We start from the raw sequence: 26,179 nt of genomic DNA on the forward strand, positions 1-26,179 counted from the left end.
ACCGGCCTCCTTGCAGTAGACCGCTGCCGATCTGCCTCAACGTAGTGCATCGGCTCGGTGCGCACGCTCAGGTGAAGGTTGCGCGGTACGCCTGCGGGGTCACGCCGGTGGTGCGTTTGAACTGTTCGCGGAAGTTCGTCGGGGACGGGAAGCCGGCCAGGTGGGCGATGCGTTCGACGCCGTGGCCGGTGGTCTCCAGGAGTTCCTGGGCGCGGCGGATGCGGGCGGCGGCCAGCCACTGGATCGGGCTGCGGCCCGTCTCGTCGTGGAAGCGGCGGTTGAGCGTGCGGACGCTCAGCCCGGCCTGCGCGGCGATGTCCGCGAGCGACAGGTCCCGGTGGGCGTTCGCCTCCAGCCAGGCGAGGACCGGGGCGAGGCCGGCGCCGGACGGTGGGGGTGTGGGCCGCGCGATGAACTGGGCCTGGCCGCCGTCCCGGTGCAGGGGAGCGACGGCGAGGCGGGAGGCGTGTGCGGCGGCCGCGGCGCCGAAGTCGCGCCGGACGAGATGCAGGCACATGTCGATGCCGGCGGTGGCGCCGGCCGAGGTGATGAACTGTCCACAGTCGACGTACAGGACGCCGGGATCCAGCTCGACGGCGGGGAAGCGGCGGCGGAACTCGTCGGCCGCCAGCCAGTGGGTGGTGGCCCGCAGGCCGTCGAGCAGCCCGGCCTCGGCCAGGGTGAAGGCGCCCACGCAGATGGACGCGATGCGCCGGCCGTTCGCGGCGGCCTTGCGCAGGGCGTCGAGGATCTCCGGGTCCAGGGGGTCGAAGCTGTCACGTCCGGGGACGACGACGGTGTCGGCCCGTTCGAGGGCGTCCAGCCCGTGCTCGACCGCGATGCGGATCGGTCCCGCGGCCACCGCCGGCGTCGCGGCGCACACCTCGACCCGGTAGCCGGGGAGGCGGCCCAGGGTCTCGATCGGGGTCGCGAGGTCGAACGGGATCGTGTCGGGGAGGGCGAGGACGGCCACCGTGTGCAATGCGGGCCTCCGGAAGCGGGAGCTGGCAGGAAACAGCCGGACAACGGCAATCCTGCCACTGTCGAGGCCCCAGGCGCGAGCGCGAGCATGTGGGCATGTTGATGCAGATTGTGCTGTTCGACGGGTTCGACCCGCTGGATGTCGTCGCCCCGTTCGAGGTGCTCGCGGCCGGGGCCGACCTGGCCGGGCGGGCGGAGGACGAGGTCCGGCTGGTCGCGGCGGACGGTCCGGGTGCGGTGGTGAGCGGGACGCGCGGGCTCACCCTGCACGCGGCGGACACCATCGACCCGGACGCGCCCGGGTACGTGATCGTTCCGGGGGCGAGCGGTGCGCCGGACGCCATCCCCCTGCTGCTCGGCCAGTTCGCGCAGTCCGCGGCGGTACCGCTCGTGCGTTCGGCAATGGAGAACCCGGGCATCACCGTCGCGGCCGTCTGTGGCGGGTCGCTCGCGCTCGGCCTGGCCGGGCTGCTCGCCGGGCGCCCGGCCGTCACCCACACGCTCGGCATGGACGCGCTCGCCGCCACCGGTGCGCGGGCCGTGCGGGCCCGCGTGGTCGACGACGGCGACCTGGTCACCGCGGGCGGCGTGACCTCCGGGCTCGACCTGGGACTGCACCTGGTCGAGCGCGAGTACGGCGCACCGGTCGCGCTGGCCGTCGAAGCGCTGTTCGAGTACGAGCGCCGCGGCACCGTGCACCGGTGAGTGAACAGCTGTTGCGTCGATAGTTGCGTCGGGAGTCGTTTGCGGGGTATCACTCGGGGGCAGTATTTCCATCATCGAAATATCGGCCCCGAGAAGGGTGTGTCATGCGGGTTGCGTCGGCGATCACCGGGCGTCTGGGTGCGATCCTCGTGCTGATCGTCGCGGTCGGGCTCACCGCCCTCGCGTTCGTCACGTCGCCCGGGCAACCCGCAGCCAGCGCCACCGACGGGCTGCCCGCCGGGAAGCAGTCGACGCGGGTGACCGAGCTCGAGGACCGGTTCCCGAGCGGGCGCACGCAGACGGCGCTCGTCGTGTTCGAGCGCACCGGCGGGCCGCTCACCGCGGACGACATGCAGGCCGTCGAGCGGGCCCGGCAGGCCGTGAACGCGCAGGCGCCGCCGGTGCCGTCCGACGACAAGCAGGCCGTGCTGGTGGCCGTTCCGCTCGAGAGCGGCGGCATCGAGCAGGTGGCCGGCGAGGTCGAGCAGCTGCGCGCGGCGCTGGACAAGGTGCAGGCGCCGGACGGGTTGACCGTGCTCGTGACCGGGGGGCCGGCCTTCGCCCGCGACATCTCGGCGGCGTTCGACGGGGCGGACTTCACGCTGCTCGCCGCGACCGCGATCGTCGTGGCGGTGTTGCTGCTGGTGACGTACCGGAGCCCGATCCTCTGGCTCGTTCCGCTCGCGGTCATCGGGACCGCCGACCAGGTGGTGGCCAAGCTGCTGCCCTGGGTGGCGAAGGTCGCCGGGCAGCCCACCGAGGGGCAGGTCAGCGGGATCGTCTCCGTGCTCGTCTTCGGGGCGGGGACGGACTACGCGCTGCTGCTCATCGCGCGGTACCGCGAGGAACTGCGCCGCACCGAGAGCCGCCGCGAGGCCATGGCGACCGCGCTGCGCGGCGCCGCGCCGGCCGTGATCGGCAGTGCCACGACCGTGGTGCTCGCGCTGCTCACCCTGCTGTTCGCGGTGCTCACCACGAACCGGACGCTCGGCGCGGCGGCCGCGCTCGGGGTGGTCGTGGCGCTCGCGTTCGGGCTGATCGTGCTGCCGGCCGCGCTGGTGTGCCTGCCGCGCGGGGTGTTCTGGCCGTTCGTACCCCGCGTCGGCTCCGACGATCCCGCGCACGCCGGGTTCTGGTCGCGGGTCGCCGGCGGGGTGGAGCGGCGGCCGCGGATCGTGCTCGGCGTCGCCGTGCTGCTGCTCGCCGGGCTCGCGGCGGGGCTTGCCGGGACGAAGCTCGGGCTGTCGCAGACCGAGCAGTTCCGCACCGAGGTCCAGTCGGTCACCGGCGCCGAGGCCCTCGCGCGGCATTTTCCCGCCGGGGCGGCCCAGCCGGTCACCGTCATCGTCGACGCGTCCGCCGCCGACCAGGCCGTGGCCGCCGCGAAGGGCGTCGCCGGGGTGGCCAAGGTCGGCGCGCCCGAGCGCTCCGACGACGGCACCCTGGTCACCTTCGACGTCGACCTGACCAGCGGCTCCGGCACCGCGACGGCCGATCGCACGGTCCAGGACCTGCGCGCGGCGCTCAAGGGGACCCCGGGCGCGCTCGTCGGCGGCGACCCCGCGGCCGACCTCGACGAGCGGGACGCCAACCTTCGCGACGATTTCGTGGTGGTACCGCTCGTGCTCGCCGTGGTCCTGCTCGTCCTCGTGCTGCTGCTGCGCTCGCTGGTGGCTCCGTTGCTGCTGCTGTTCACGGTCGTCGTGAGCTTCGCGGCGAGCCTCGGCGCCGCCAGTCTCGTGCTGCGGTACGTGCTGGACATCCCGGCACTCGGCACCGCGGTGCCCCTGCTGGCCTTCCTGTTCCTGGTGGCTTTGGGCGTCGACTACAACATCTTCCTGGCCACCCGGGCCCGGGAGGAGGCCGCGCACCGGGGCACCCGCAAGGGCATGGTGCGCGCGCTGGCGACCACCGGCGGCGTGATCACCTCGGCCGGCATCCTGCTCGCGGCGGTGTTCGCGGTGCTCGGCGTGCTGCCGGTCATCGTGCTCACCCAGATCGGCGTCATCGTCGGCATCGGCGTCGTGCTCGACACGCTCATCGTGCGCACGATCGTCGTGCCCGCCCTCGCGCTGCTGCTCGGCGACCGCTTCTGGTGGCCGGCGCGGGTCGCCCAGCCTCAGTCGGAGGAGAGCAGGGACCAGATCTCGGTGTCGTAGCGCTCCCCGCGGTACAGGTACTCGTCCCGCAGCACCCCGTCCAGCCGCATGCCGAGCCGCTTCGCGACCGCGGAGCTCGCGGCGTTGTCGGGCCGGCACTTCCACTCCAGGCGGTGCAGGCCCCGCGTCGTGAACGCCCAGTCGATGAGCACCCGCACGGCCCGGGTGACCAGGCCCCGGCCCTGCCCGGCGGGCTCCAGCCACACGCCGATCTCGGCCTTGCCCGCGTCGGCGTTGAAGCTCACGAACATCGTGCCGCCCACGAGCGTGCCGTCGAGCCAGATGCCGAACAGCCGGCCGGCGTCGCGGGCCTGCAGGTCGGCGTAGCGCTGCAGGGTGGCCCTTGCCGAGTCGAGGTCCGTGCTCACCGACGCCCACGGGATCCACGGGTCGACGGCCGCCCGCGCGCGGTCCATGTGCGCGAGGAACTCCTCGGCCTGCCACGGCTCCAGCGGGCGCAACTGCGCCCCCTCGCCCAGTGCGACGCTGAACATGGCACCAGCCTAACGGGCCACTTGGCTGAAAGCGCTCTCATGACATTTTCCCAGCTCAGGGCGACGATTGAGAGCGCTCTCCACAAACCCGTCATTGACACTGGTCGCATTTGGTGCGCAGAATTCGCAAGGACCCCCCGAAGCCGCCCACTTCGATCCCACGGAGTCCATCAATGCGCATACCCAGACGCCGGCCCGTCGTCGCCGGCGCCCTCGCCCTCGCCGCAGTCGCCACCGCCCTCACGTTCGTCGTCCTGCCCAGCGCCGAGGCCGCCACCCTCGGCTCCGGCTCGTACGCCACCAGCAACCCGGCCGGCACCACCGGCCCGACCGGCTGCGGCAGCATCGCCACCAACCCCCGCCAGTACGTCACCGCCAACGCCCCCGCCGGCGCCGTGCCCACCAACGACTGGTGGTCGTCGCTGTTGTTCAAACGGACGGACTGCAACTACAGCCTGCCGCTCGAGGCCCACCCGATGGCCTTCAAGCCCGCAAACAACGGCCTCGGCGTCTCGTACACCACCGAGGCCGCCATCTCCGGCACGGCCACCGGCGTCGGGGAGTACCACTTCCCGTACACGACGGAATTCACCCTCGGCGTGACGGGCCTCAACGCGCCCAGCACCCTCGTCGACGGCTGGACCGACTGGACCGTCACGCCCTCGTGGTCGGACGGCACCCGCGCGCTGAAGACCACGATCGGCCACGGAATCCCGTTCGTGTACGCCCAGACCTCCGGCGGCAACGCCCAGCTGTCCTTCGGCGGCGCCCCGAGCGTGTGGACCAACAGCGGCAACCGGATCGGCTTCACGGTCCGCGGCCACGACTACATGGCCTACGCGCCGACCGGGGCCACGTGGACGGTGAGCGGTGCGAACATCACCTCGACGCTCGCCGGCAAGAACTACTTCTCGGTGGCGCTGCTGCCGACCACCACGTCGACGTCCGCCGCGGACCGCACCGCCCTGGCCAACACCTACGGCCAGTACGCGCACAACCACGTCACCGGCACCCGCGTCGCGTGGAGCTTCAACCAGTCCACGAGCACGGTGAACGCCACGTACACGTTCACCACCACGGCCCGGGAGGGCACCGGCTCCGGCACGGTGCTCGCGCTGTACCCGCACCAGTGGAAGAACCTGTCCGGCTCGACCCCGATCGCGCAGACGTACGTGTCCGCCCGCGGCGCCATGAAGGTGCTCACCGGGGCCGGCGCGTTCACCACGGCCACGAAGTACCAGGGCGTCCTGCCCGAGATCCCGGCCGTCGCCGACTCGTCCGGCGCCGACCTGAGCACCGTCGGCGGGTACCTCGACCAGGTCGCGACCGGCGACCCGCTCGCCGCGTTCGGCAACGACACGTACTGGACCGGCAAGGGCCTCGGCCGCGCCGCCCGCGCCGCCGAACTCGCCGACCAGCTCGGCCGCACCAGCCAGCGCGACGCGCTGCTGAGCGCGATCCGCACCCGCCTCACCGACTGGTTCACCGCGGGCTCCGGCGAGTCCGGCCGCCTGTTCGCGTACAACCAGGCCTGGGGCACGCTCATCGGCTACCCGGCGTCGTACGGCTCCGACCAGGAGCTCAACGACCACCACTTCCACTACGGCTACTACATCGCGGCCGCCGCCACGCTCGCCAAGTTCGACAAGGCGTGGGCGGCCACCAGCGCGTACGGCGGCATGGTCAACCTGCTCATCCGGGACGCCAACAGCCCGGACCGCAATGACGCCATGTTCCCGTTCCTGCGCGACTTCGACATCTACGCCGGCCACGACTGGGCGTCCGGGCACGGCTCGTTCGGCGCCGGCAACAACCAGGAGTCGTCGTCGGAGGGCATGAACTTCGCCAACGCGCTCATCCAGTGGGGCATCGCCACCGGCAACACCACGATGCGCGACGCCGGCCTGTACATCTACACCACGCAGGCGCAGGCGATCCAGGAATACTGGTTCGACTCGTCCAACCAGAACTTCCCGTCGACGTTCGCGCACAACACCGTCGGCATGGTCTGGGGCGACGGCGGCGCCTACGCGACCTGGTTCAGCGCCGAGCCGGAGATGATCCAGGGCATCAACATGCTCCCGGTGACCGGCGGATCGTTCTACCTGGGCTACAAGCCGGGCTACATCGCGACCAACTACAACGAGATGACGACCAACAACGGCGGCCCGCCCACGGTGTGGCAGGACGTGCTGTGGTCGTTCCAGGCGCTCGGCAACGGCGATCAGGCGCTGGCGAACTTCCGGAACAACGCGGGGTACACCCCGGAAGAAGGCGAGAGCAAGGCGCACACCTTCCACTGGATCCGCAACCTCGCCGCACTGGGCACAGTGGACACTTCGGTGACCGCGAACACGCCGCTGTACGCGGTGTTCACGAAGAACGGCGCGCGCACGTACGCCGCGACCAACCTCGGCACGTCGGCGCTCACGGTGACGTTCTCCGACGGCCACACGCTGATCGTGGGCGCGGGGAAGACGGCGACGAACGGGGCGTACACCTGGAGCGGTGGCAACGGCACGAGCAACCCGCCGACGTCCCAGCCGCCTTCTTCACAGCCGCCTTCTTCACAGCCGCCTTCTTCACAGCCGCCGTCCTCCCAGCCGCCGACCTCCCAGCCGCCGGTCGGCGCCAACAAGCTGTTCCTGCGCAGCGGCCCGGCCTTCAGCACCACGGCCGGCGGCGGCGCGACCACGCAGACGGTCACGGCCGCGAACGGCAACTACGACGGCACTCCGCACAACCCGGTCACCTACCGGACGTGCGGCATCACCGGCAGCCTCAACGGCGGGGCGACGCAGTTCGCGTTCCACGTCGACGCCGGAACCGCGGTCGGGCAGGGCATCCAGGCCCGGGTGTCGTACGACTTCACCGGCGGCGGCACCTACGGCCGGGTCGAGACGTACCGCTACTTCGCCACCGACCCGGTCACCGGCACCGAGCAGTACACCCAGGCGGTCGGGCTCAGCTCGTCGTCGGGCACGCTGTCGGCGATGAGCGGCGGCTGCGTCCGCCTGGAAGTGTGGAACGCCATCGGCAACGCGAACACCACCGTCCGGGTGGATGCGAGCGCCGCCAACGGCAACCAGTCGACGCTCACCATCCCCTACGCGGTTTCCTGATCCGAGGGGCGGGTCAGCGTCACGGTGACGCTGACCCGCCCCTTCCCGTCGCGGTGCGCCACCGCGTGGCCCGATCGGTCCTCGCCGTCCAGGTGCAGGCCGATCGGGCCGCCGGCGCCGAGAAAGTTGCGCCACCACGTTTTCGCGTCCGGCACCTGGACGCCGATGCGCACCGTGTCCCCGTCGCGCCGGTACCCGACCGGCGTGCTGAACGTCCGGCCCGAGCGCCGCCCGGTGTACGTGACCACGGTCAGATGCCGGCGCACCATCCGGCCGAACCGCGGCGAGTCGCGCAGCCGCAGCACGCAGGCGTTCACCCGGCGGACGGTGTTCTTGGGAAGCTCCACGACCGCCACCGTACCGGCCAAGTGGAGACCCCCGTCCAGTTGTGCCTAAAGTGATCGACATGAGCCACGGCGTCTCTCAGTTGCGCACTGACGCGCGCCAGAATCGCGACCGGATCGTCGAGGTGGCCGGCGCCCTGTTCGCCGAGCGGGGCATCGACGTGCCGATGGCGGCGATCGCCCGGCACGCGGAGGTCGGGGTGGCCACGCTCTACCGCCGGTTCCCGACCCGCGAGGCGCTCGTCTCCGAGGTGTTCGCCGAGCAGTTCGCGGCCTGCGGCACGGTCCTCGACGACGCCCTCAAGGACCCAGACCCATGGCGCGGATTTTGTACCGTCATCAGGCGCGTCTGCGCGATGCAGGCCGCCGACCGCGGGTTCAGCGCCGCCGTGCTCGAGGCGTTCCCGCACCTCGTGGACCTGGAGCACGAACTCCAGCGGGGGCTGGCCGCCTTCGCCGAGCTTGTCCACCGTGCCCAGGCGGCGGGAAGGCTGCGGCCGGACTTCAAGCCCGGCGACCTGCTGGTGGTGCTCCAGGCCAACTGCGGCGTCGACGATTCGGCCCGCCTGGTGACGTATCTGCTCGACGGGTTCGCGGCCGCATGAGCATTCGCGCGTTCGGCTGGGACGACTACGACGCCGTGGTGGCCATCTGGCGGGCGGTGGGCAGCGAGCCGTTGCCGCGGGCCGAACTGGAGGCCAAGCTGACCCGCGACCCGGAGCTGTTCCTGGTCGCCGAGGCCGGCGGCGCGGTAGCCGGTGTGGTGATGGGCACCTACGACGGGCGGCGCGGGTTCATCCTGCGCCTCGCGGTCGACCCGGCGCACCGCCGCCTGGGGATCGCCACGCGGCTCGTCGCCGAGCTCGAACTGCGGCTCAAGGCGCTCGGGTGCCCGCGGGTCAACCTGTTCGTGCTGCCGGACAACGCGGCCGGGCTGGGCTTCTGGCAGTCGCTGGGCTATCTGCCGGTGCCGGATGTGGTGTGCACGAAGCCCCTCTAGCCGTTGCGGTGGTGCTTTTTCACGAACGTGTAGCCGTCGGGCAGCGGCTCGTCGGGCAACTGGCCGTTGTCGATCGCCTGGCGGTGCAGGGCCAGGGCGCGCGGGGACGGGCGGGTGCCGGGCTGCAGCTTGCGGGTGAAGCCGGTGACCCAGTGCTCGTGCCGGTTGGACGGGTCGTGCTCCTCCACGTCCGGGCGGGTCGCGGGGTCGATGAGCGGCGCGTAGAACAGCATCGGCAGCACCTCGGCGCCGGGCGCCGGCGGGAAGGTGGGCTGCCCGCCGGCGTCGAGGCTGCCGTCGACGCGGGTGACGTACCCCTCCCGGATGAGCTGGTCGATCGCGTTGCGCAGCAGGAAGGTGCCGCGGGTGCCCTTGCCCAGCCCGGCCCGCTTGACCAGGTCGGCCTCCGGGAACACCGTGCTGCCGTCCGGGAACGCCCGCCCGTGCCGGCGCACCGCGTCGAGCACCTTGCCCCGGTTCGAACTGGCCGGCCGGAACTCGTGGGTGACCGTCAGCGGGTCGTACGCGTGGAAGTAGGCGACCCCGTCGACCCGCAACGGCTCGTCGAGCGGCTTGGTGCGCAGCACGATCTGCCGCCGGGCCGGCTGCCAGGAGATCGCCACGAGCACGCCGACCTGCACGTCCTCGGGCCACGCCACGTTCACGGTGTCCCCGTCGAGTTCGGCGTCGAAGGTGTACCGCCCCGGCGTGACCCCGTGCAGCTTGTGCTCGAGCACGACGGTGGCCGCCCCGTCGCACTCCTCGGGCACCGGAACGGTCCCGGCGTCGAGGTCACCGCGGCGCAGCGCATGCCGCCTCAGGGTCTTCACGCTGCGAATCTACCCGCCCCCAGGCCCGGCGCCAGCAGGCCACGGCCACGACGCCGGGCCGGGTGATTCGGGTCCGCGGCCGGTAGCGGCCGACCGGGCGGGTACCACCGGGCGTGACCAAGGTACTCATCACAGGATGCGGCACCGGGTTCGGGCACGAGGTGGCGATGCGCCTGGCCGAGAAGGGCTTCGACGTCATCGCCTCCGTGGAGATCTGGGCCCAGGTGCAGACCCTCAAGCGGCAGGCGGAGCGGCGCGGGGTGCGGCTGCAGGTGGAGAAGCTCGACGTCACCGACGACGGGGACCGCCGCAAGGCGCTGTCGTGGGGCGTCGAGGTGCTGGTGAACAACGCCGGGGTGGGCGAGGGCGGTTCGACGCTCGACATCCCGGGGGCCAACATCCGCCGGGAGTTCGAGACCAACGTGACCGGGCCGCTGCTGCTGACCCAGGGCATCGCCAAGCAGATGGTCAAGCGGGGCAAGGGGCGCATCGTCTGGGTCTCGTCCCGCGAGGGGCTCAACGTCAACCCGTTCACCGGCATCTACGCGGCGTCCAAGCACGCGATCGAGGCGATCGCCGAGACGATGGCGATGGAGCTGCAGGAGTTCGGCGTCGAGGTGGCCACCGTGAACCCCGGGCCGTTCCTGACCGGCTTCAACGACCGGATGTTCCAGACCTGGCAGAGCTGGGAGGACGACCCGTCGGAGCGGCTCTTCGACTACTCCAAGCTCGCGTTCCCGCGGGCGCAGTTCGACCCCGAGCCGGTGTTCGCCACGATGACCGCGGTCGCGGCCGGCGAGGTCGACGCGTTCCGCAACCTCGAACCGAAGTCGATGATCGAGGAGACCAAGCACCTGCAGCAGGTGCCGTGGGAGCGCAGAACCACCGATGGGCTGGGGACGCGGCCCGCGCAGCTGCAGTCCTCGTACGACATGCAGCCCGAGACGATGGTCGCGGTGTAGTCCCCGGGAGGCCGGGTAGGCACCGCCGCGTGGATGGGGAACCGCGGTTCCGTCCGCCGCGCCGGCGTGACGGGCACCCGCCGTTGGAGGACCTGGGGCTGATCGGGGACGGCGCGACCGCCGCCCTGGTCGGGCTCGACGGCGGCGTCCATTGGCTGTGCGTGCCCGGCTTCGACGCCGAGCCGCTGTTCTGCGGGCTGCTCGACGCGGCCGGGGGCGGGCGGTTCGGCGTCGCGCCGGCGGGGGTGGTGGAGGCTCGGCAGCGGTACCAGAGCGACACCGGCGTCCTCGTGACGGAGCTGCGCACCCCGACCGGCCTGGTGCGGCTCACCGACGCGCTCGCGCTGCGCTCCGGGGCCGACCTGACCGACGACACCCCCGCCGACCGGAGTGAGCTGGTCCGCCTGGCCGAGGTGCTCGACGGGACCGTGGAACTGCACGTCGACGTGGAGCCGCGCGGGGGCGCCACCGCCCGGGCCGCCCTGGGCGGGCTGGAGATCCGGGCCGCGCGGCTGCCCGGGGTCCGGCTGCACCTGCGCTCCAGCCATCCGCTCGACGGCGGGCTGCACAACCGCTACCAGCTCGGCCGCGGCGACCGCGTGGAGCTGGTGCTGTCGTGGGGCCGGATCCACCGCCACCACCGGCTCGACGCCGACGCCAGCCTCCGGCAGACCGCCGCGGCCTGGCGGGGCTGGATGACCGGGTTCGCCTACGACGGGCCGCAGGAGGCGATGGTCCGCCGGGCCGCGGTCACGCTCAAGCTCTGCGACCACTGGGCCGACGGCTCGGTCGCCGCCGCGCCCACCTCGTCGCTGCCGGCGCCGGTCGGCGGGGTGCGCAACTGGGACTACCGCTACGCGTGGATCCGGGACGCCGCGTTCGCCGTGTTCGCGTTGCGGCGCATCGGCTTCGGCGAGGAGGCCGACGCGTTCCTGGGCTGGGTCCTTGACGCGTTCGAGCAGAGCCGCGAGCCGCGGATCATGTACACCCTGGCCGGCGGGCCGGTCCCCGACGAGCGGATCGACGCGGCGCTGGGCGGGTACCGCGGCTCGACCCCGGTCCGCTGGGGCAACGGGGCCGCCGACCAGCGCCAGCACGACGTGTACGGCGAGATCCTCGACTGCGCCGACCAGTGGTCCCGCGCGGGTGGGCACGTCGAACCCGGGCTCTGGAGCCGCCTGGCCGGCCTGGCCGACGGCGCCGCCCGCACCTGGCGCCACCCCGACCAGGGCCTGTGGGAGGTGCGCAACGAGGGCCGGGTGTTCACGTACTCGGCCGCCCTGTGCCAGGTCGCGCTCGACCGCGCGGCCGGCATGGCCGAGCGGCTCGGGCTCCCCGGCCCCGTCCCCGCCTGGCGGTCCACGGCCGCCGAGATCCGCCGCGCGATCGTCGAGGACGCCTGGGACGAGCGGGCGCAGACGATCGGCGGGCACCTCGACGGGCCCGGCGGCGTCGACGCGAGCCTGCTCGCCCTGCCGCTGCGGCACGTCGTCCCGGCCGGCCACCCGCGGATGGTCGCGACCACCAGGGCCGTCACCGAGCGTCTCGGCGCCGGCGACGGCCTGCTGTACCGCTATCGCCACGACGAATCCCCGGACGGCCTCCCCGGCGACGAGGGCGCCTTCCTGCTCTGCAGCTTCTGGCTCGTGGACAACCTGACCGGCCAGGGGCGCCTCGACGAGGCCGAGGCGCTCTACGCGTCGCTGTGCGGCCGGGCCAGCCCGCTCGGCCTGCTCTCGGAGCAGATCGACCCGGGCTCCGGGGAGCTCGCCGGCAACTTCCCGCAGGCGTTCAGCCACATCGGCGTCATCGCCAGCGGGGTCAACCTCGCCCGCGCGCGACAGCACGCGACGGAGGATCGTGCCCACGAAGGGACTGCCGCGTGACCCGCACCGGCCGCTCGCTCGAGCGAGGCACCATCATGATCGCCGATTCGGACTTCGGCGACGTCGACATCGAGCGCGCCATCGCCGAGGAGGCCGGGTTCGCCCTCGACGCGCGGCAGTGCCGGAGCGAGGAGGAGGTCATCCGGTACGGCCGCGACGCCGACGGCATCCTCACGCAGTACGCGCACATCGGCGCGACGGCGATCGACGAGCTGGCGAACTGCCGGGTGATCGCCCGGTACGGCACCGGCGTGGACATCGTCGACGTGGACGCGGCCACCCGGCACGGCATCCAGGTCACCAACGCCCCGAACGACTGGTGCGCGGAGGAGGTCGCCGACCACGCGATCGCGCTGTGGCTGTGCGCCGCGCGGAAGATCAACGAGTACGACGCGGCGGCCCGGGCCGGCGAGTGGCGCTGGCAGACCGGCGAGCCGATCTGGCGGCTGCGCGGCCGGGTGTTCGGCATCCTGGGCTTCGGCGCCGTCGCCGAGCTGATCGCGCAGCGGGCCCGACCGTTCGGCGTGGACCTGCGCGCGCACGACCCCTACGTGAACCCGGCCCGGATTCGGGAGGCGGGCGTGGCGCCGGTCTCGTTCGACACGCTCGTCGAGGAGTCCGACTACCTGGTCATCCAGGCCCCGCTGACGCCGGACACCCACCACTTGTTCGACCGCGCCACCCTGGCCCGCATGAAGCCGACGGCGACGCTGGTGAACACCGCCCGCGGCCCGATCGTGGACGACGCCGCCCTCGCCGACGCCCTGGCCGTCGGCACGATCGCCGCCGCGGCGCTGGACGACATCGAGGAGGAGCCGGCCCAGCAGCGCGACTGGCGGCCGGTGAACCCGCTGCTCAGCCTGCACAACACGGTGATCACGCCGCACGCCGCGCACTACTCCGAGCAGTCCCTGCGCGATGTTCGCGCGATCGCGACCCAGGAGGCCGTCCGGGTGCTCACCGGCCGCCCGCCGCGTTCTCCGGTGAACACCGTCGGTTAGGACCGCACGTCGCGGGCCCGCCGCCCGGGGCGGGTGGCAAGATGGGCCGGTGGCGGATCAGCAGACTTCCCAACAGGCGTTGCTGCACGCGGCCGGCGGTGCCGGGGCCTGGGCGGTGGTGCTCACCTTCGGCGCGCACCGGCGCGAGCTGCAGGGCGCCGAGCCCGGCGCGTCCGCCGACCGGATGGCGATCACCGCCGTCATCACCGGCCTGGAGGCGCTGACCCGGCCGACCGCCGTCGAGGTGCGGGTGCACAACGACTACGTGCGCCGGGGCGGCGACGGCGAGCTGCGGGAGCGGTTCAAGGCCGCGGCCGGACGCCACCGGGTCACCTGGCGCTGGTCCGGCGAGTACGAGGAGCTGACCCAGGCCCAGGCGCTGGTCGCCCCGGCCGTGGACCCCCGCAAGGGGCAGCTCGCCGACCTCGCCCTGGCGATCGCGGCGATCGAGAAGGCCCCGCCGTCCGCGAACGCCGTGCCGGTCCGGGTCAAGAACGCCGTCCCGGCGGCGGTTCCGGCGGCGGTCCCGGCGGCGGTCCCGGCGGCGGCTGCCAACTCCATCGAAGCCTTCGTCGAGGCGCTGGGTGAGCACATCGCCGACGACCCGCAGGCCCCCGATCCGGCGGAGCTGGTCGAGCTGGCCGAGGAGATGGTCGAGGACGAGCCCCGCGCCATCACCGCCGTCGGGCAGGGCGAGGTCACGTTCGAGGGCATCGGCGCCGTCGCGGTGCCGGCCGGGATCGCGGGCCTGGCGCGGGTCGGGTGGCGGGTGCTGCTGTCCGCCGCGTTCGTGGAGGGCAACTGGTACCTGCTGGACGTCGCACCCGGCGAGTCCTGATGCGCCCCGGGCCCGGCGAGGTCCTGCACTTCTCCGAGGACCCGCGGATCGAGCGGTTCGCGCCGCACGTCGCCGCCACCGCGCAGCAGCCCGAGGCGTACGTCTGGGCCGTCGACGCCGAGCGCGCGCCCGACTACTGGTTCCCGCGGCAGTGCCCGCGCGCGATGGCCTGGACGGGCGACGGCACCACGGACGAGGACCGGGAGCGCATCGCCGGGGCCGGCTGCGGCGACCGGGTGCACGCCATCGAGTTCGGCTGGCTGGAGGCGATGCGCACGACGCGGTTGTACGCGTACCGGTTCGACATCACGCAATTCCGGCCGTTCGAGCGGCACGCGTTCGTCGCCACCGAGACCGTCGTGCCGCTGGGGCCGGCCGAGCCGGTGGGGGACCTGCTGCGGCTGCACGAAGCGGCCGGCATCCAGCTGCGGCTGCTCGACAACGTGTGGCCGTTCTGGGATGCGGTTGTGGCGAGCAGCATGCGGTACAGCGGGATCCGTCTGAGAAATGCGAGGCCCCGTCCGTGAGTGGACGGGGCCGTTGCACCGGCGATCTCAGGCGGTGATGCGGGCCTTGGTCTTCGGGATGGACTCGACCACGTTGCGCGGGAGGTTGAGGGTGTCCGCGGACACCTGGGGCGGCGTGTTCGCCATCCACTGACTCAGTGAGATGTCCTCGAACTTCGGGTTGCGGAACATCTCCAGGAACACCAGCGGCTCGTTGCCGGTGTTCTCGACGTAGTGGCCGTACGCGAACGGCACGTAGCCGACGTCGCCCGCCTGGTAGTTGAACGTCCCGTTCTCGCCCGAGCTCGCGAAGACGCCCATCCGGCCCTGGCCCGAGATGTAGTACTGCCACTCGTCGTCGGTCGGGTGCCAGTGCAGCTCGCGCAGGCCGCCCGGGTCGATCTCGACGAGCGCGGCGCAGATCGAGTCGGCGGCGGAGAAGTTGGTCGAGTCGACCACGCGGGCCTTGCCGCCGTTGAAGTACTCCGGCTCCTGCGCCAGCATCCGGTGCTTGAACGTGCGCGGTACGTCACCGGTCGGGCTGACCACCTGGTCGCGTTCGAGCGGTGGCGGAACCTGGCCGGAAAAGATGTACTTTTCACGTTCCGGCAGCCGGTCCAGCTGCTCCGGCGTCCAGCCGAAGTTCTTGGCGATGACCGACCGCGGCGTGTGCGCGAAGAAGTCGCTCATCATGAACGTGGCGTTCTCGGAGAACTGGCCGTCGTCGAAGACGAGCAGGAACTCCACACCCTCGTCGAGCGCCTGGATGTGGTGCGGCACCCCGCGCGGGAAGAACCACAGGTCGCCCTTCTCGACGTCCTCCAGGAAGTTGCGGCCCTCCTGGTCGACGGCGCCGATGCGGCAGCTGCCCGACAGCACGTACGCCCACTCGGACTGCTTGTGCCAGTGCAGCTCCCGGTACGCGCCCGGGTCGAGCGCCATGTCGACGCCGGCGAGCTCGCTGGCGATCGGCAGCTCGCGCTGGGTCACCTCGCGGGTCCAGCCGCCGTCCTCGATGCGCGTGTGCGCCATCGACATCGAGAACTTGAGGTTCGGCAGCGTGCCGCGGTCGGTCGACGGCGGGGCGAGCAGGTCGGGGTTCTGCCGGTCCAGGGCGACGTTGCGCGGCCCGACGTCGGGGCCGCCCTTCAGCCCGCGCTCGGGCTGCGGAATGCGTTCGGGGTTGCTCATCAACGCTCCTTCTGGGGTTCGGTGTGCCGCAGGCCGCAGAGGGCGCGCACGTGCGGTACACCTCCGGACATTGCGACGGCCGCGGGGATCGCGGCGGCGGCGAAGCACAACGCGAGCACGGCGACGGGAGCGGCACCGAGCGCCAGGGCGCCGACGGCGGCCAGGGCGAAGCCGATGGATCGCACGCGCAGACAGACGACGGAGGGCATGGACACTCCACATCGGACGATCAGAGCAGGAGCAGGACCGGCAGCGAGAGCCCGACGGCGGCGACCACGAACCCGGCGCTCGCCGCCACCCGGGTCGTGGCCCGGGCGTTGACGAGCCCGCCCATCAGCGCCCGGTCCCGGCAGAAATACACCAGCAGGAACAGCGCCACCGGTACGCCCAGTGAGATCACGATCTGGCTCAGCACCAGCATCGCGGTGAGCGGCGCGCCCAGCAGCAGCGCGGCCATCGCCGGCAACATGGTGAGCAGGCGGCGGACCCGGCTCGGGATCTGCCAGCCGAGGAAGCCCTGCATCACGAAGTCCCCGGCGAGCGTGCCGATCCCGGACGAGGAGACACCGGAGGCGAGCAGCGCGACGGCGAACGCCAGGGCCGCGGCCCCGCCGACCCGCGCCGCGATCTCGCCGTGGGCGGCGATGATGTCACCGGTCCAGCCGCCGGCGGTGAGCGCGCCGAGGCCGGCCCCGAGCGCGATCATCGCGACGTTGACCACCGCCGCCCCGCCCAGCGCGACCCCGCAGTCCAGCCGCAGCGCCCGGCGCACCAGCCGGGGCGTGCGCCCGCCGATCGCGTCGGCGACCCGGAACTCGGGCCGCACCGCGAGCGCCGAGTGCAGGTAGATGGCGTGCGGCATGACGGTCGCGCCGACGATGCCCATCGCCAGCAGCGCGCTGCCGACGCCGTCGAGGCGGGGCACGAGCCCGCCGGCCAGCCCGGCGGCGGACTGGTGCCCGACCGCGACGACGTCGTAGAGCACCCCGGCCCCGACCAGCAGCAGGGCGCCGGCGGTGAACACCTCGAACCGGCGGCGGCCGCGGCGGCGCAGCTCCAGCAGGACCATCGAGACCACCGCGGTGATCACCGCGGCCGCCGGGACGGGCAGCCCGAACAGCAGCTTCAGGCCGATCGCGGCCCCGACGAACTCGGCCAGGTCGGTGGCGAGCACCACCAGCTCGGCCTGCCCCCACAACAGCAGGCCGGCCCAGCGCGGCAGCCGCTCCCGGCACAGCTCCGGCAGGCTCCGCCCGGTCGCCACGCCGAGCTTGGCCGCCTGGAACTGCACCAGCAGCGCCACCAGGCTCGCCGCGACGACCACCCACACCAGCAGATACCCGCTCGTGGCCCCGGCCGTGAGGTTCGTGGCCACATTGCCCGGATCGACATAGGCCACGGCGGCGACGACGGCCGGTCCGACGAGCGGCGTCAGGCGGGGTTTTCGGGACTGTACGGGCCGTTCAGCGACCGCGACCTGGTCCATGAGTCCACGGTGGACCGTCGCCCGGACACCTGCCTCACCTCAATCGGTTATACGGGTGCGTGGTGGTAGTCGGCCCGGGCGAAGGCCTTGCCCAGGCGCATCAGCGGCTCCGGGGCGTCCAGGGCGCCCATCCGGGCCTCGATGAACACGGCGCGGTCGCGGGTCGACGCCGCCTTGTCCAGCGCCGCGGCGAGCTGGTCCTCGGTGCTCGCGGTCACCGTGACGGCGCGGTCCTGCGGGTCGAAGGCCTGGACCAGCCGGTCGTACCGCCAGGTGCCGATCTCGTTGTAGGCCGCGTGCTCGCCGAGGATGCAGCGTTCCACGGTGTACCCGTCGTTGTTGACCAGGACGATGACCGGGTTCAGGCCGAGGCGCAGGATCGTCGCGAGCTCCTGCGCGGTCAGCTGGAAGGAGCCGTCGCCGATGAGCAGGACGTGGCGGCGGTCCGGGGCGGCGAGCATGGTGCCGAGCAGGGCCGGCAGCGTGTACCCGATCGACCCCCACAGCGGCTGCCCGATGAACGCGCAGTCGCGGGGCATCGGCTGGGCCGCGAAGCCGAAGTACGAGGTGCCCTGGTCGGCCACGATGACGTCGCCGGGGCGGACGAAGCCGGCGACCAGCGGCCAGAACCGGTCCTGGACGAGCGGCTGGCCGGTGATCGGCTCCGGGCTGGACGGGATGCGCCGGTGGGTGACCGGGCCGCGGCCGGTGCGCTCGGGCGCGCGGGCCAGCACGGCGAGCGCGTCCTTCATGCACACGTGGGCGAACGGCGTCCCGGCGATGTCGGCCGCCACCGCGTGCAGCTCGATCATCCGGTCGGGGTCGAGGTGCTGGGAGAAGCCGCCGGTCACCGAATCGGTGAACTGACATCCAATGGCGAGCAGGCAGTCGGCGTCCTCGATCGCGGCCCGGGCCTCGGGGGAGCTCAGCGCGCCCGCGTACCCGCCGACGAACTGGTCGTGGGTCTCCGGGAAGACGCCCTTGGCGCTGCTCAGCGTGGCCACCGGGCAGCCCAGCGCCTCGGCCAGGGTGAGCAGCTGCGGGCCGAGCCGGTAGCGGTCGACGCCCGGCCCGACGAGGATCGCCACCGAGTCCGCGGTCCGGACGCGCTCCCGCGCCTCGGCGGCGAAGCGGGCCAGCATCGCCTGGTCGCAGGACGGCTCCGGCAGGTCGAGCGGCGCCGCCGGGGCCGCGATCAGCTGACCGGCGACATCGGAGGGGAGCATGAGGTACACGGGACGCTTCTCCAGCCAGCACAGGCGCAGCAGCCGGTCGATCTCCGACCCGGCGTTGTCCCGGTCCAGCAGGGCCTGTCCCGCCGTGTACTCCGCGGCGCACCGTGCGGCCCGGGTGAAGTCGCCGTCGCCCGCGGTGTGGTGCACCAGCTGCCGCTCGCGCACCACGAACGTCGCCGGGGTGCCCACAATGGACACCACCGGGACCCGTTCGGCGTACGATCCGGCGACGCCGTTGAGCGCGCTGAGCTCACCGACGCCGAAGGTGGTGACGACCGCCCCGATGCCGTTGAGCCGGGCGTAGCCGTCAGCGGCGTAGGCCGCGTTGAGCTCGTTGCAGTTGCCGACCCACTCCAGGCCGTCGGCCGCCTCGAGCTGGTCGAGGAACTCGAGCTGGTAGTCGCCGGGCACGCCGAACACGTGCCGGATGCCGACCTCGCGCAACCGCGTGAGGAGGTACTCGCCGATCGTGCAATCCGTCATCGCGCGCGACTACCCCGCCCCGCCGGTCGTACGCGGGGCGGGGGAGTGGTTGCGGTCAGAGGCTGACGGTCCGCCCGCCGAGGGTGACCACGAGGTGACCGTCGGAGGCGAACGACCAGGCGAGCGCGCCGCTGAAGTTGGCGCAGCGCGACCCGTTGGTGCCCGTCCACCACTGGTTGGAGCTGTCGCTGTTGCCGATCGTCTTGTCGTTCGAGCCGCCACCGGCGAACCGGCACGAGGTGTTGCTCCGGTACGTCGAGCTGCCCGCGTCGAACGAGAAGTTGCGCTCGGCGTTGTCGATGGACAGGTTGTTCGAGATCGTCATGGCGCCCGGGTTGCTGTTGTAGGTGAACCCGTGATGCCCGTTCTTGTACGCGATGCTGCGCTGGACGACGTGGTTGACGGCGATGTCGTCGCCGCCGAGCTTGTAGCCGTTGCGGTCGCCGTTGGCGTTGACGGTGCCGTTGCTCAGCGTGCCGTTGGCGTAGGAGAGGGAGTCCTGGATGGTGACCGGGCCGATCGCGCCGGTGTCGGTCTTCGTGTACAGGTCCCAGCCGTCGTCGATGTTGTTGTGCGAGACGTCGTAGCGGAAGACGTTGCCAGTACCGATGGTGAGCTTGGCGGCGAAGCCGTCGGCGTCCTCCCCGTCGGAGTCGGCGTTGTCGTGCGACTCGCTGCTGAGGATGAGATTGTTCGCGGGCCAGTTCGCCTTGGGCGTGTCGGAGGCGATCCGGGAGAGCTGCAGGCCGCTGTCGCGGTTGTAGCGGGTCACCACCCGCTCGACGGTGTTGTTGCTGCCGCCGACGAAGATGCCGTTGTCACCCGCCCGCTCCACCACGAGCCCGCTGAGGTGCCAGTAGTTGCCGTTGACGGCCAGGCCGCGGTTGGCGGGATCCTCGCTCTGGGCGGCGAAGTTGAGCACCGGGGTCTCGCCGGGGTAGGCCACGATGTTCTTCAGCGCGCCCGCTGTGCCGTTGTTGCCGGCCGCGATGGTGATCGTGGACGACTGGCTGTAGGTGCCGCCGCGCAGGTAGATCGTCCCGCCGGCCGTCACCCGGGTGATCGCCGCGGCCAGGGTGGTCGGGCTGGCCTGCGTCCCCGGGTTGCTCGCGCTGCCGGTCGGTGCGACGTAGAGCGCGGAGGACGGCGGCTGGCTCGTCGACGGCGTCGGGCTCGGGCTCGAGCTCGGGGTCGGGCTCGCGCTTTGTGACGGTGTGGTCTGCGTCGGCGTCGGGTTCGTGGTGCCGCCGGTGGTGACGGTGACGTTGTCGAAGCTGGCGCTGGAGTAGGCGGTCTGCAGCCCGATCCGGCCCTTGGCGATCGAGCTGTTGGTGGCGGTGCCGATCGTCGTGCCGTTCACCGACGCGCTGACGGAGCTGCCGGTCGCGGTGATGGCGAGGGTGTACCACGTGCCGGTGGCGACGGTCTGCGATCGGCCGGCCAGGACGGTCACCGAGCCGGAGTTCACCGCCTGCAGCTGGACCTGGTTGCCGGGCAGCAGGGCGAGCCGGTAGAACGTGGTCGCCCCGGTCGAGCGGGCCAGCAGGCCGGCGAACCCGCCCGAGCCGAGCGCGAGGGGCTTCACGCTCGCCTGGACGGTGTAGTCGGTCCAGCCGCTGTCGCCGGCGAAGTCGCGGGCGTTCTCGCTGCCGGCGTTGGACTGCTGCAGCACCTTGCTGCCGTCGGTGACGACGCTCCAGGTGCCGCCGGACTTCGACCAGCCGCTGGTGGAGCCGTCCTCGAAGGTCGCGCTGAACGTCGTGGCGGCGAACGCGACCTGCGTGGCGGCGGCCAGGGCCACGGCCGCTCCTCCGGCGACCAGCCACTTGAGGTTTCTATTCATGTTATTGAATGTAGGAAAGCGCATTCCTGGGGGCAATACGCGGCGTTTGCAGGTTTGTTGCAGGTTTCAGACGTAGAGCCTCCCGTCGGCGACGACCACGGCGCTGCCGGCGATCTCGACCTGCTCGACGCGGTCGCCGGCCATCGTCACCCGGGCCCGGATCGTGGAGGGCCGGCCCATCTCGACGCCCTGGCGCACCGTGATCGCGCCGCCGAGCGGGGCCATCCCGTGCCGGCCGAGGTGCAGGGCCAGCGGGCCGGCGGCCGAGCCGGTGCCGGCGTCCTCGGTCACCCCGTACGCGGGCGAGAACATCCGGGCCCGCCACACCAGGGGGTCGTCGGTGGGGGCGAAGCAGTTCGCCGCGAGGTCGTCGTGCTCGGCGAGGGCGCGCAGGTCCACCCGCAGCGCCGACAGCTGCTCAACGTTGTCCAGGCCGACGAACGCGTGCCGGGGGCCGTTGCGGTACACCTCGACCGGCAGCGTGGACCGCTCGACGCCGAGCGCGGCCAGGAGTGCTTCGGCTCGGGCGTACGGCTCCCAGACCGGGATCGGCTGCAGCATGCGCGCGGTGAGCGAGCGCCGGCTGCGCGTCCTGCCGCTCCGGGTCCTGCCGACGAACCGGAACGGCACCACACCCATCCCGGTCTCCATGCGCAGGGCTCCCTTGTGCACGCTCCTGTGGCCGGTCGCCGCGAGGACCGCCGCCGTGCCGAACGTCGGATGCCCGGCGAACGGCAGCTCGCCGACCGGGGTGAAGATGCGCACCCGCACGTCCCCGCCGGCCAGCGGCGGCAGGACGAACGTCGTCTCGGACAGGTTCATCTCGCGCGCGATGCGCTGCATGCACTCGGCGGTCAGCCCGGCCGCGTCGGGCACCACGGCGAGCGGGTTGCCCTCCAGGGCCGTCTCGGTGAAGACGTCGGCGATCACATATCCGTACACGTCGCCGACGGTAGAGTTCGCGGGGGACACCGCCCACTACTCGTTCGTGCAGCCCGCTTCCGAAGGAGCCCGACGATGCTTGAAGCCGACGTCCGCCGCGTGCTCGACGGCACCCCGCTCGCCCACGTCGCCACGGTCGCCCCGGACGGCGCCCCGCACACCTCACCCGTGTGGATCGGCACCGACGGCGACGCCGTCGTGTTCTTCACCGGCCCGGACTCGCGCAAGGCCCGCAACCTGCGCCACGACCCGCGGGTCGCGGTGTCGATCGCCACTCCCGACAACCCCTACCAGCCGGTCATCGTCCGCGGCCGGGTCACCCGCTGGATCGACGGCGACGAGGGCTGGGCGATGATCGACCGGGTGGCCGCGAAGTACACCGGCGGGCCCTATGACCGCAGCCAGGAGCGCATCATCGCGGTCATCGAGCCCGACCACCAGAAGATCGGCCTGGGCTGATCGCCGAGCGGCCCCTGCAGAATCGCGTCCTGCCGACGGGCGAGATCGTCGCCGATCCCGCCCGCGGCACGCTGATGGGCAACCGCGGCTGCCTGCACGGCCCCGGCCACCGGCTGGGCACCGCCCGCTGGCGCTCCAAGCTCTGGATCTGCTGCACGCTGACCTGGAAGGACGTCCGCCGCGACCCGATGCCGCCGGGCCGCTGGACGGCGCTGTTCTTCCTCGACGAGGCGACCGCGCTGGCCGCCGGGCACCGGCCGTGCGCGTACTGCCGGCGCGCCGACTTCCTCGCCTACGCCGAGGCCTGGCGGGCCGCGGCGGGGCTCACCCGGCGGCCGTGGGCGCACGAGATGGACGCCCGGCTGCACGCCGAGCGGGTCGAGCCGCGGACCCGCCGCCAGCGCACCCGCCCGGTCGAGTGCGCCGGGCTGCCCACCGGCGCGATGGTCCGCCACGACGGCACCGCCGGGCTGGTCGCGGGGGAGCGGTTCCTGCCGTGGACCAGCACCGGCTACGGCCCGCCGCGCCCGCTGCCCGCCCGCGCCGACCTGCTCACCCCGCCCTCGTCGGTGGCCGCGCTGGCCGCCGGCTACCGGCCCGCCCTGCACGGAAGTGTCGCTGGCATCGGTCGGTGACAATGTTCGCATGCGTTGGTCACGGCCGCGGGTCAGCTGGATCGCCGTCGTCGCGGTGCTCGCCGTGGTCGTCGCGCTGCTGTTGTGGGAGGGCCTCGACCGGGCCGACAAGTGGGCGAGCGTGGCCGGCGGCGGCGCGGCCGTGGCCGGGCTGGTCATCGCCGAGCTGCGGCGGCGGCGCCCGGCCCGGCGGTCCGGCTCGGGCGCCACGTTCACCGGCGCCCCGCTCACCGTGCCGGCCGGCGGCGGGACCGCGCTCCTCCGCGGCCGGGACCAGCACGTGCGGCGGCTGCGGCGGGCGGCGCGGCGGCCCGACGGCCGGCTGTACGTCCTGACCGGGCTCGGCGGGGTCGGCAAGTCGTGCCTGGCCGTGTCGACGTGCCGGTGGTTCGAGCGCCGCCACGGCGAGCGGGCGTGGTGGATCACCGCCGAGGAGGGCCTGACCGAGGGCCTGGTCAGCGTGGCCGAGGACCTCCGCCTCGGCCGGGCGCACGTGACCGCGATCCGGGCGGGGTCGCCGCGGGCGGTGGAGCAGCTGTGGGAGGCGCTGAGCCGGACCCGGCGGCGGTGGCTGCTGGTGTTCGACAACGTCGACGACACGCAGGTGGCCGCCGGGCTGGTCGGGTCCGCCGTGGCGCGCTGCGCGGACCGCGGTCTCGTGCTGGTCACCAGCCGGCTCGCCGGCACCAGCCGGATCGGCGGGCGGCCGCTGTGGGACGGCGCGGAGACGGTCGAGCTCGGGCCGCTGGGCGGGCCTGACGCGGCGCAGGTGCTGCTCGACCTGGCCCCCGGCGGCGGCGACCGGCCGGCCGCCGAACGGCTCGCCGCCGACCTGGGCGGCCTGCCGCTCGCGCTGCATCTGGCCGGCTCGTACCTCGGCTCGCCCTTCCCGATCTGGCGCACGTTCGACGACTACCGCGCCGCGCTGCGCGAGCTGGGCGTCCGAACCGTGCTCGGCCCGGCCGACGAGTCGATCGGGCACCGTGGCAACGTGGCGCTGACCTGGGAGCTGTCCCTGAGCGCCCTCGACCGCCAGGGCCTGCCGCAGTGCCGCGCGCTGCTGCGGGTGCTGGCGTACTTCGCGCCGGCGGTGCCCGTACCGGAGAAGGTATTGCAGTCTGAGGAGACGCTGGAGGCGCGGCGCCTCGTGCAGCGCGGCCTCGAAGGGCTCGCCGACCATGGCCTGATCGACCGGTTGGACGCCACCGCTCCCGACGGCGGCCGGCTGCTCATGCTGCATCCGCTCGTGGCCGACGTGAGCCGGCAAGGTGCTGCCGCCGCCGGTGACGCGGTCGACCTGCTCGTGGCGGCCGTCGCGGCCCGGCGGTTCGACGACAACGCCGAGTGGCGCTGGTTCGGGCTGTTCGCCCCGCACGTCGAGCAGCTGCTGAAGTTCAGCGGCACCCTCGGCGAGGAGCACCTCGCGAAGCTGGTCGCCACCGTCGCGCGGGTCGTCGCGGCCAGCACCTGGCGCGGCCACGAGGCGGCCGCCGAGTCCCTCGCCGGTTCGGCGTTGCGGCACGCGTCCGGCCTCGGCTCCGACCACGCGGCGATGTTGGCGCTGCGCAACGAGTGGGCCTGGGCGGTCGGCCGGCAGGGCCGCTGGAAGAGGGCGCACTCCGAGCTCACCGAGGTGTGCGCGGCCCGGACGCGCCTGCTCGGCGCCGGCCACCGCGACACGCTCGACACCCGGCACAAGCTCGCCTGGGCGACGGGGCGGCTCGGCGACTGGGAGGCGGCGCGGGACCTGCTGGAGCCGGTGCTGGTGGCCCGGTCCGCCCTGCTCGGCGCCGACGACCCCGACACCCTGCACACCCGCTGCTGCCTCGCCTGGGCGATCGGGCGGTGCGGGCGGGAGGAGGAGGCGCGGCAACGGTACGCCGAGGTCATCGCCGACCGCCGCCGCGTCCTCGGCGCCGACCACGTCGAGACGCTCGACGCCCGCCACTCGCTCGCCGAGCTGTTCGTCCTGAGCTCGCTGTTCGGTGCGGCCGAGCGGGAACTGCGGCCGCTGATCGCCGACCGGCTGCGCGTGCTCGGCGCCGAGCACCCGGAAACCCTCGACACGCGCCCGCGGTACTGGCTGGGCGTGGCCCTGCTCGAACAGGGCCGCCGGCGCGAGGGGAGGCGGGTGCTGCGGCGGCTGGCGGACGACCAGACCCGCCACCTCGGCCCCGGCCACGCCGCGACGACGGCCACCCTGGAGCGGCTGAACACTTAGCCCTTGCGCTAACTGTTCATGGCGGCAATACTAAGCCTCATGGCTCAGTATTCGGCCCAGCTCGACGGGGTGTTCGTGGCCCTGGCCGACCCGACCCGGCGGGCCGTGATCCGGCGGCTCGGCGGCGGCCCGGCCAGCGTGGGCGAGCTCGCCGGCGAGTTCCCGATGGCGCTGCCGTCGTTCATGAAGCACGTGCGCATGCTCGAGGGCGCCGGCCTGATCCGCACGGCCAAGGCGGGCCGGGTGCGCACCTGCACGCTCAACCCCGACCGCCTGGCCCTCGTCGACGACTGGCTCGCCGAGCAGCGCCGGATCTGGCAGGGCCGCACCGACCGACTCGAACACTTCGTCACCACGGAGGACCCGTCATGAACCCCGACCTCGACCTCGCCCTGAACCGCGTCATCCGCGCCCCGCGCAAGTCGGTGTGGAGCGCCTGGACCGACCGCGACCGCCTCGCCCAGTGGTGGGTGCCGGCCCCGGCGCGCTCGCGCGTCGAACGGCTGGACGTCCGCCCGGGAGGCGCCTTCGTCACCGAGTTCAGCGAGGACGGCACCACCTTCGTCCCGCACCTGGACGCCTGCTTCCTGGTCGTCGACGAGTTCGAGCGGCTCGTGTGGACCAACGCGCTGGACAGCTCGTGGCGCCCGGCGAGCCCGGCGCCGGTCCCGATGACCGCCGAGATCACCCTCGTCGACCACCCCGACGGCACCGACTACCGCGTCATCGTCCGGCACGGCGACCCGGCCGCCCGCGCCCGGCACGAGGAACTCGGCTTCCACGACGGCTGGGGCCTGGTCACCGCCCAGCTCGCCGCGATCGCCGAGGAGGCCGCCGGGAACCGGAACGGGTAGCT

The 26,179-nt window shown here is 72.9% G+C and carries 25 protein-coding genes; 15 read left to right on the forward strand and 10 right to left on the reverse strand.

Translation table 11 applies throughout. The features are described from left to right. Positions 1 to 67: 67 nt before the first annotated feature. The gene (locus ACQP00_RS17585; RefSeq protein WP_433220298.1) at positions 68 to 982 is read right to left on the reverse strand and encodes a GlxA family transcriptional regulator; all 915 of its coding nucleotides are present in this window, start codon (positions 980 to 982) and stop codon (positions 68 to 70) included. Positions 983 to 1,077: 95 nt separating this feature from the next. Here ACQP00_RS17585 and ACQP00_RS17590 point away from each other — a divergent pair, with 95 nt between their 5' ends. Together ACQP00_RS17590 and ACQP00_RS17595 are read left to right on the forward strand one after the other, a co-directional pair. Further along, positions 1,078 to 1,686, forward strand: coding sequence for a DJ-1/PfpI family protein (locus tag ACQP00_RS17590; protein WP_433220300.1), 609 nt, complete (start codon positions 1,078 to 1,080; stop codon positions 1,684 to 1,686). Between the two features lie 104 nt (positions 1,687 to 1,790). Then, the gene (locus ACQP00_RS17595) at positions 1,791 to 3,845 is read left to right on the forward strand and encodes an MMPL family transporter (RefSeq protein WP_433220301.1); all 2,055 of its coding nucleotides are present in this window, start codon (positions 1,791 to 1,793) and stop codon (positions 3,843 to 3,845) included. Here the strand turns inward: ACQP00_RS17595 and ACQP00_RS17600 are convergent. After that, on the reverse strand, positions 3,806 to 4,339 hold the full coding sequence (locus tag ACQP00_RS17600) for a GNAT family N-acetyltransferase (RefSeq protein WP_433220303.1): 534 nt from the start codon (positions 4,337 to 4,339) through the stop codon (positions 3,806 to 3,808). The genes ACQP00_RS17595 and ACQP00_RS17600 overlap by 40 nt on opposite strands. A gap of 173 nt (positions 4,340 to 4,512) precedes the next feature. Here ACQP00_RS17600 and ACQP00_RS17605 point away from each other — a divergent pair, with 173 nt between their 5' ends. Continuing rightward, positions 4,513 to 7,461 (forward strand): glycosyl hydrolase, encoded by a 2,949-nt coding sequence (locus ACQP00_RS17605; RefSeq protein WP_433220305.1) that lies wholly within the window; start codon positions 4,513 to 4,515, stop codon positions 7,459 to 7,461. On the opposite strand, the gene ACQP00_RS17610 is transcribed toward ACQP00_RS17605, so the two are convergent. Beyond that, positions 7,446 to 7,808 carry a nitroreductase/quinone reductase family protein gene (locus tag ACQP00_RS17610; RefSeq protein WP_433220307.1) on the reverse strand — a complete coding sequence of 121 codons (363 nt, stop codon included), beginning with the start codon at positions 7,806 to 7,808 and terminating at the stop codon, positions 7,446 to 7,448. The two genes, ACQP00_RS17605 and ACQP00_RS17610, sit on opposite strands and share 16 nt — an antisense overlap. 59 nt (positions 7,809 to 7,867) lie before the next feature. Between ACQP00_RS17610 and ACQP00_RS17615 the strand changes: the two genes are divergently transcribed. Together ACQP00_RS17615 and ACQP00_RS17620 are read left to right on the forward strand one after the other, a co-directional pair. Next, on the forward strand, positions 7,868 to 8,410 hold the full coding sequence (locus ACQP00_RS17615) for a TetR/AcrR family transcriptional regulator (RefSeq protein ID WP_433220309.1): 543 nt from the start codon (positions 7,868 to 7,870) through the stop codon (positions 8,408 to 8,410). Beyond that, positions 8,407 to 8,805: a GNAT family acetyltransferase gene (locus tag ACQP00_RS17620; RefSeq protein WP_433220311.1), complete on the forward strand. Its 399-nt coding sequence runs from the start codon at positions 8,407 to 8,409 to the stop codon at positions 8,803 to 8,805. Before ACQP00_RS17615 ends, ACQP00_RS17620 begins: the two co-directional genes overlap by 4 nt. Here the strand turns inward: ACQP00_RS17620 and ACQP00_RS17625 are convergent. After that, positions 8,802 to 9,635, reverse strand: coding sequence for a hypothetical protein (locus tag ACQP00_RS17625; RefSeq protein WP_433220313.1), 834 nt, complete (start codon positions 9,633 to 9,635; stop codon positions 8,802 to 8,804). The two genes, ACQP00_RS17620 and ACQP00_RS17625, sit on opposite strands and share 4 nt — an antisense overlap. Positions 9,636 to 9,748: 113 nt before the next feature. On the opposite strand from ACQP00_RS17625, the gene ACQP00_RS17630 reads away from it, so the two are divergent. From ACQP00_RS17630 to ACQP00_RS17650, 5 genes are read left to right on the forward strand one after another with little or no spacing between them, the layout of a single operon-like run. After that, positions 9,749 to 10,597: an SDR family oxidoreductase gene (locus ACQP00_RS17630; RefSeq protein WP_433220314.1), complete on the forward strand. Its 849-nt coding sequence runs from the start codon at positions 9,749 to 9,751 to the stop codon at positions 10,595 to 10,597. Positions 10,598 to 10,626: 29 nt separating this feature from the next. Further along, positions 10,627 to 12,483: a glycoside hydrolase family 15 protein gene (locus tag ACQP00_RS17635; protein ID WP_433220316.1), complete on the forward strand. Its 1,857-nt coding sequence runs from the start codon at positions 10,627 to 10,629 to the stop codon at positions 12,481 to 12,483. After that, a complete protein-coding gene (locus ACQP00_RS17640; RefSeq protein ID WP_433220318.1) occupies positions 12,480 to 13,484 on the forward strand; it encodes a C-terminal binding protein in 1,005 nt (334 codons plus the stop codon). The genes ACQP00_RS17635 and ACQP00_RS17640 overlap by 4 nt, the downstream gene beginning before the upstream one ends. Before the next feature lie 49 nt (positions 13,485 to 13,533). Continuing rightward, a complete protein-coding gene (locus ACQP00_RS17645) occupies positions 13,534 to 14,322 on the forward strand; it encodes a hypothetical protein (RefSeq protein WP_433220320.1) in 789 nt (262 codons plus the stop codon). Then, positions 14,322 to 14,849: a DUF6886 family protein gene (locus ACQP00_RS17650; RefSeq protein WP_433220322.1), complete on the forward strand. Its 528-nt coding sequence runs from the start codon at positions 14,322 to 14,324 to the stop codon at positions 14,847 to 14,849. The genes ACQP00_RS17645 and ACQP00_RS17650 overlap by 1 nt, the downstream gene beginning before the upstream one ends. 27 nt (positions 14,850 to 14,876) lie before the next feature. Here ACQP00_RS17650 and ACQP00_RS17655 read toward each other — a convergent pair whose 3' ends face one another. From ACQP00_RS17655 to ACQP00_RS17680, 6 genes are all read right to left on the reverse strand, one after another. Continuing rightward, on the reverse strand, positions 14,877 to 16,019 hold the full coding sequence (locus ACQP00_RS17655) for an oxalate decarboxylase family bicupin (RefSeq protein WP_433220324.1): 1,143 nt from the start codon (positions 16,017 to 16,019) through the stop codon (positions 14,877 to 14,879). After that, positions 16,019 to 16,228 carry a hypothetical protein gene (locus ACQP00_RS17660; protein WP_433220326.1) on the reverse strand — a complete coding sequence of 70 codons (210 nt, stop codon included), beginning with the start codon at positions 16,226 to 16,228 and terminating at the stop codon, positions 16,019 to 16,021. The genes ACQP00_RS17655 and ACQP00_RS17660 overlap by 1 nt, the downstream gene beginning before the upstream one ends. Positions 16,229 to 16,248: 20 nt before the next feature. Further along, positions 16,249 to 17,505 carry an Nramp family divalent metal transporter gene (locus tag ACQP00_RS17665; protein ID WP_433220328.1) on the reverse strand — a complete coding sequence of 419 codons (1,257 nt, stop codon included), beginning with the start codon at positions 17,503 to 17,505 and terminating at the stop codon, positions 16,249 to 16,251. A 47-nt stretch (positions 17,506 to 17,552) separates the two neighbouring features. After that, a complete protein-coding gene (locus tag ACQP00_RS17670; RefSeq protein WP_433220330.1) occupies positions 17,553 to 19,223 on the reverse strand; it encodes an alpha-keto acid decarboxylase family protein in 1,671 nt (556 codons plus the stop codon). 55 nt (positions 19,224 to 19,278) lie between these two features. Beyond that, complete coding sequence (locus ACQP00_RS17675) at positions 19,279 to 21,066, reverse strand: family 16 glycoside hydrolase (protein ID WP_433220332.1); 1,788 nt, start codon at positions 21,064 to 21,066, stop codon at positions 19,279 to 19,281. Positions 21,067 to 21,132: 66 nt separating this feature from the next. Further along, positions 21,133 to 22,008 carry a PhzF family phenazine biosynthesis protein gene (locus tag ACQP00_RS17680; protein ID WP_433220334.1) on the reverse strand — a complete coding sequence of 292 codons (876 nt, stop codon included), beginning with the start codon at positions 22,006 to 22,008 and terminating at the stop codon, positions 21,133 to 21,135. Positions 22,009 to 22,083: 75 nt separating this feature from the next. On the opposite strand from ACQP00_RS17680, the gene ACQP00_RS17685 reads away from it, so the two are divergent. The 5 genes from ACQP00_RS17685 to ACQP00_RS17705 all read left to right on the forward strand — a co-directional run bounded on the left by ACQP00_RS17685 (position 22,084) and on the right by ACQP00_RS17705 (position 26,177). After that, on the forward strand, positions 22,084 to 22,467 hold the full coding sequence (locus ACQP00_RS17685; RefSeq protein ID WP_433220335.1) for a PPOX class F420-dependent oxidoreductase: 384 nt from the start codon (positions 22,084 to 22,086) through the stop codon (positions 22,465 to 22,467). A 74-nt stretch (positions 22,468 to 22,541) separates the two neighbouring features. Further along, positions 22,542 to 23,102, forward strand: coding sequence for a hypothetical protein (locus ACQP00_RS17690; RefSeq protein WP_433220337.1), 561 nt, complete (start codon positions 22,542 to 22,544; stop codon positions 23,100 to 23,102). Between the two features lie 10 nt (positions 23,103 to 23,112). Continuing rightward, the gene (locus ACQP00_RS17695) at positions 23,113 to 25,323 is read left to right on the forward strand and encodes a tetratricopeptide repeat protein (RefSeq protein ID WP_433220339.1); all 2,211 of its coding nucleotides are present in this window, start codon (positions 23,113 to 23,115) and stop codon (positions 25,321 to 25,323) included. A gap of 39 nt (positions 25,324 to 25,362) precedes the next feature. Continuing rightward, complete coding sequence (locus ACQP00_RS17700; protein ID WP_433220341.1) at positions 25,363 to 25,695, forward strand: ArsR/SmtB family transcription factor; 333 nt, start codon at positions 25,363 to 25,365, stop codon at positions 25,693 to 25,695. Continuing rightward, positions 25,692 to 26,177 carry an SRPBCC domain-containing protein gene (locus ACQP00_RS17705; protein ID WP_433220343.1) on the forward strand — a complete coding sequence of 162 codons (486 nt, stop codon included), beginning with the start codon at positions 25,692 to 25,694 and terminating at the stop codon, positions 26,175 to 26,177. Before ACQP00_RS17700 ends, ACQP00_RS17705 begins: the two co-directional genes overlap by 4 nt. Positions 26,178 to 26,179: the final 2 nt, after the last annotated feature.

It is taken from the genome of Dactylosporangium sp. CS-047395 (genome assembly GCF_050942185.1).
Taxonomy (GTDB): domain Bacteria; phylum Actinomycetota; class Actinomycetes; order Mycobacteriales; family Micromonosporaceae; genus Dactylosporangium.

Bases quoted from the DNA above. Each gene is read 5' to 3' on its own strand.
- ACQP00_RS17670 (WP_433220330.1), bottom strand. From the start codon at position 19,223: ATGACGGATTGCACGATCGGCGAGTACCTCCTCACGCGGTTGCGCGAG.
- ACQP00_RS17620 (WP_433220311.1), top strand. From the start codon at position 8,407: ATGAGCATTCGCGCGTTCGGCTGGGACGACTACGACGCCGTGGTGGCC.
- ACQP00_RS17685 (WP_433220335.1), top strand. From the start codon at position 22,084: ATGCTTGAAGCCGACGTCCGCCGCGTGCTCGACGGCACCCCGCTCGCC.
- ACQP00_RS17660 (WP_433220326.1), bottom strand. From the start codon at position 16,228: ATGCCCTCCGTCGTCTGTCTGCGCGTGCGATCCATCGGCTTCGCCCTG.
- ACQP00_RS17605 (WP_433220305.1), top strand. From the start codon at position 4,513: ATGCGCATACCCAGACGCCGGCCCGTCGTCGCCGGCGCCCTCGCCCTC.
- ACQP00_RS17700 (WP_433220341.1), top strand. From the start codon at position 25,363: ATGGCTCAGTATTCGGCCCAGCTCGACGGGGTGTTCGTGGCCCTGGCC.
- ACQP00_RS17600 (WP_433220303.1), bottom strand. From the start codon at position 4,339: ATGTTCAGCGTCGCACTGGGCGAGGGGGCGCAGTTGCGCCCGCTGGAG.
- ACQP00_RS17595 (WP_433220301.1), top strand. From the start codon at position 1,791: ATGCGGGTTGCGTCGGCGATCACCGGGCGTCTGGGTGCGATCCTCGTG.
- ACQP00_RS17690 (WP_433220337.1), top strand. From the start codon at position 22,542: ATGGGCAACCGCGGCTGCCTGCACGGCCCCGGCCACCGGCTGGGCACC.
- ACQP00_RS17650 (WP_433220322.1), top strand. From the start codon at position 14,322: ATGCGCCCCGGGCCCGGCGAGGTCCTGCACTTCTCCGAGGACCCGCGG.
- ACQP00_RS17655 (WP_433220324.1), bottom strand. From the start codon at position 16,019: ATGAGCAACCCCGAACGCATTCCGCAGCCCGAGCGCGGGCTGAAGGGC.
- ACQP00_RS17615 (WP_433220309.1), top strand. From the start codon at position 7,868: ATGAGCCACGGCGTCTCTCAGTTGCGCACTGACGCGCGCCAGAATCGC.
- ACQP00_RS17665 (WP_433220328.1), bottom strand. From the start codon at position 17,505: ATGGACCAGGTCGCGGTCGCTGAACGGCCCGTACAGTCCCGAAAACCC.
- ACQP00_RS17705 (WP_433220343.1), top strand. From the start codon at position 25,692: ATGAACCCCGACCTCGACCTCGCCCTGAACCGCGTCATCCGCGCCCCG.
- ACQP00_RS17695 (WP_433220339.1), top strand. From the start codon at position 23,113: ATGCGTTGGTCACGGCCGCGGGTCAGCTGGATCGCCGTCGTCGCGGTG.
- ACQP00_RS17590 (WP_433220300.1), top strand. From the start codon at position 1,078: ATGTTGATGCAGATTGTGCTGTTCGACGGGTTCGACCCGCTGGATGTC.
- ACQP00_RS17675 (WP_433220332.1), bottom strand. From the start codon at position 21,066: ATGAATAGAAACCTCAAGTGGCTGGTCGCCGGAGGAGCGGCCGTGGCC.